The sequence below is a fragment of the Actinomycetospora chibensis genome, assembly GCF_028737215.1.
GTDB lineage: Bacteria > Actinomycetota > Actinomycetes > Mycobacteriales > Pseudonocardiaceae > Actinomycetospora > Actinomycetospora chibensis.
This window is the reverse complement of sequence record NZ_JAQZAM010000045.1, coordinates 1-3482: the sequence shown is the minus strand read 5'-3', so window position 1 is coordinate 3482 and position 3482 is coordinate 1. Positions and strand designations below refer to the sequence as shown.

4 protein-coding genes and 1 pseudogene are annotated in these 3482 nt (G+C 72.9%); 1 reads left to right on the top strand and 4 read right to left on the bottom strand.

Going from position 1 to position 3482, the window contains the following annotated elements; genetic code table 11:
* Positions 1-240: 240 nt before the first annotated feature.
* Genes PH189_RS30195 through PH189_RS30185 form a run of 3 tightly spaced genes read right to left on the bottom strand, consistent with a single transcriptional unit; the run spans position 241 to position 1096 of the window.
* A complete protein-coding gene (locus tag PH189_RS30195) occupies positions 241-489 on the bottom strand; it encodes a hypothetical protein (protein WP_274192564.1) in 249 nt (82 codons plus the stop codon).
* Positions 490-831 (bottom strand): DUF6247 family protein, encoded by a 342-nt coding sequence (locus PH189_RS30190; RefSeq protein ID WP_274192563.1) that lies wholly within the window; start codon positions 829-831, stop codon positions 490-492.
* Between the two features lie 10 nt (positions 832-841).
* A complete protein-coding gene (locus PH189_RS30185; RefSeq protein WP_274192562.1) occupies positions 842-1096 on the bottom strand; it encodes a hypothetical protein in 255 nt (84 codons plus the stop codon).
* Between PH189_RS30185 and PH189_RS30610 the strand changes: the two genes are divergently transcribed.
* Positions 1044-1544 carry a GNAT family N-acetyltransferase gene (locus PH189_RS30610; protein WP_378014906.1) on the top strand — a complete coding sequence of 167 codons (501 nt, stop codon included), beginning with the start codon at positions 1044-1046 and terminating at the stop codon, positions 1542-1544. The genes PH189_RS30185 and PH189_RS30610 overlap by 53 nt on opposite strands.
* A gap of 322 nt (positions 1545-1866) precedes the next feature.
* Here the strand turns inward: PH189_RS30610 and PH189_RS30180 are convergent.
* Positions 1867-3073: pseudogene (locus tag PH189_RS30180) on the bottom strand (IS110 family transposase); the annotation flags it as partial.
* Between the last annotated feature and the right edge of the window lie 409 nt (positions 3074-3482).

Here is a 3482-nt window from a genome sequence, read left to right as displayed (position 1 = left end):
CAGCACACTGTTGAGTTCTCAAAGGACAACCACACCACCGTACAAGCCGACCCACTAGGGCCAGACCTTCCGGAGGGCGACCTTCCCATCCTACTGCGTCGTCCGGACCGGGTTCAACCTCGCTGTCCTGGCGACCCGGAGAACACTACACCCGCCCAGGAGGGCCTCTCACGGGGGGTCGGTTTGCACGATCACCGCAGGTCAGCGCCTCGTTCGCCGGTCCCGTCCGGAGCGGCCGGCTCAGCCGACCCAGTGGACCTGAAGGAGGTCCACGCGCTCGAGCTCCTCGACCACCACGTAGGTCACCAGCCCGCGGGCCCCGAACGGCAGGGTCCGCACGGCTCCCCCGGGGTTCCGGTCCACCAGGGGGTCTCCCGCCCACGGGGTGAGCTCGAGGACGGCCATCGCCTCGGCGAGCGCCACCATTGCCTCGCTCGGCAACCCGGACAGTGTCTCCAGGACCGAGCCGACGTCGATCTCGTACGCCACCTAGAGCCCGAGGTCCCCGCGAACCTCACGCCACGGCACGCGGGGCGTGCCGGGCTCCCGGTCCTCGAGTGCCGTTGCCGCCGTGCTGCGGAGCGACCGGTAGCCGTCGTGCCCCCCTGCCGCCACGGTCACCCGGGCAACCCGGCGCCACGCCTCGAGGCAGGTGTGGACCACCGTGAGGTCGTAGGTGTCGGCGGCTCGGGACAGCGCTTCACGCCACTGGCGGTCGAACTCGGCAGCGCTCTCCGGCGCGAGGACCGCACGGACCTCGGCCGGTGTGGCGTCCGCCCAGGTCCCCGGGCGCCGCCCACCCGAGGGTGTCGAGGACGCGGCCGCGGTCATGGCCGTCACTCTACGACGGAGGGCCCTGTCGCCGGCCGGGATCCGCGGTGGTGTCGCCGCGCGACCCGCGGCCCGGGACAGTGGGCGGCGTGACGACGGGACCGAACGACACCACGGAGCCGACCACCCAGCTCCCGTGGTGCTCCGAGGTCACCGACGAGAGGGCCTCGTAGCGGCCAGGCTCGCCTGCGGCGGCGAGGCCGGGCCGGCTGGTGGGTCGGGTCCACTCCCATTCGCCGGGCTGGGCCTCCCCTCGCGAGTCCACCGGACGCCTCATCGGGTTCGTCAACGTCGCGCGGGACGGCGACGACCAGGCCTTCGTGCTCGACGCCACGGTCGCACCGGAACACGGGCGCCGCGGTGGCGCCACCACCCTGGTGGGCCTGACCGCGGGCCGCGCCCGCCAGGCGGGCGCGAGTGGCTCTACGTCGACTTCGAGGACGACCTGCGCGGGTTCTACGTCCGCGCCTTCCGCTTCCGCCCCACCCGAGCGGGCCGCCTACCGCTTCGGTGACCAAGCCCCCGGGCCGAGAACCACCCTCGGGCAGGGCGTCCGACCCGACCCGAGCGCGTCTCGAGGTGACGCGGCCCCAGGAGGGACGGGTGCACGCCCGCCGAGGGCGCCGGTCTCGTCATGGTCATGGGTAGGGCGCACAGCAACCGCCCACGACCGAGGACTCCACGACACAGCAGCCGGCGTCGGGCATCCCTGAGGGGCAGTGGCAGAGGCCAGCAGGGCAGCGCGAGCCGAAGCCGCGGACCACCCCGGGACGACCGCGCACGACGACGAGTGGACGGAGGCGTCACCGCGGTCACGTGAGGACGTAGCCGCCGCCGAATCGGCTCAGCGCGCCGGCCAGCCACCGCGCCGTGAGGTGCAGGGTGCCGGTGTCGGATCCGTCGCCGCCACTCTCCGGGTGCTCCAGCCACAGCCGTTCTCGTCGAGCCCGCGGGCCACCAGAGGCCGACGTCGACGTTCCTCGTGCTGCTGCCGGTCCTCCTCGCGAAGGAGCGAGACATCCCACGGCCGTCAGCGGTCGAGCTCCGGCTGGGGTGGTGTTGTCGGTGAGGTGCCATGCGGTGGCTTCGTTGAAGGGCTGCTGGTGGCGCACGCAGCCGTGCAGGACGCCGACGAGGCGGTTGGCCAGTGCGCGTAGGGCCGGCCCTGGTCGTGGCTGTTGCCGCGGGCTCGGTGGGCGTCGTAGAAGGCTCGGGCGCCGGGTGGAGCGCTCAGGGCGGCGAAGGCCTGTTGGTAGAGCACGTCGGCCAGACGTCGGTTGCGAGAGTGGCGGGCGAGCACGGCTCGGGCCCTGCCCGAGGCGCGCGTCACCGCCCGGGTGTCGGCGTAGCGGGTGGGGTCCTCTCCGAACTCGGGCGACCACCCGGGCGGCGAGCACCGGATCCAGTCCGGGCTGGGACAGGTAGAGCTCAGCGTCCGGGTGCCGGCCAAAGCCCGCCTCCACCTCGCCCTTGAGGACCTCGCACTGGCGGACCAGCTCGGTGGTCACCGCGACCAGCGCCGTCGCGCCGGCGGCGTAGGCCTCGACCACGCCGGGGTGGGCTTCGAGCTGCTCGCCGTGGAGCGTCTCCACGATCGGTTGCGCGGTGGCGGTGGGGTTGCGTCGGCGCCCGGTCGCGCAGCGCCTTCTCCACCCGCGCCACCCGTCACCGGCGACCCGCCTCCGGGGTCGGGGCCAGGGCGAGCACCGCAAGCTCGTCCCGGCCGGCCAGGTCGTCGAACGTGGCCAGAGCGGCGGGGTAGGACTCGCGCAGCATCGAACGCGGCGTGCTGGTCCGGCGTGGCCGCGACCGGACCATCGACTGGTGAGCCCGGGCGAGGACCTCGACGTGCTCGGCGAGCTGCTGTCGCCGGCGGTCGGGCGGTGGTGGGCTCGCTCGAGGCGCACCAGCTCGGCGAGCCCATGCGCGTCGGCGGGATCGCTCTTGGTGCCCGAGACACCGTGGCGCTCCCGATACCGGGAGGCCTGCAACGGGGTGATCGCATAAACCGTGTAGCCCGCGGCCAGCAGCGCCTGCACCCACGGGCCGCGATCGGTCTCGATGCCCACCACGACCTGACCGGGCTCGGCCTGATCATCGAGATGGTCGGCGATCACGGCGTGCAGCGCCGCGATTCCGGCCGCGCCCTCCTCGCGGTCGCGGCGCAACAGTCGACGCCCGCCTCGTCGACGACCTCGACGTCGTGGTGGTCCTCGGCCCAGTCATCTCCGACGAACAGCACCAGCGCTCCCTGGTCTCGACCTGCAATGGCGAGCCTCGAGGAGAACGGGTGCGACCTCGTGGATCAGTGCTCACGCCCCGTCGGCCGGGCACGACATCCCACCAGCCCTACGAACTCCTCACCCACCGGCGAGGGGCCACGATCTGGCCCTAGACCTCGAAAGCCTGGAACCCGCGGTGCTCACCCCGCCGCCGGCTCGGACACCCGCGAACCTCACTGAGGCCGGTGCGCTCCCATGAGGAAGACGGGGTCGGCAAGGCGCCGACGGGCGCTGATGCCGCGACCTCGCCTGCGGCAAGAAAGAGCCTGGGCGCGCGAAAAAGGGGCGGGGGCTCCTTGGTGGGAGTCCTCGCTCCTTTGTCGGGTGAAGAGAGATGTGTGTGTGGGGGTGGTCGGGTGTTCCGGCGGT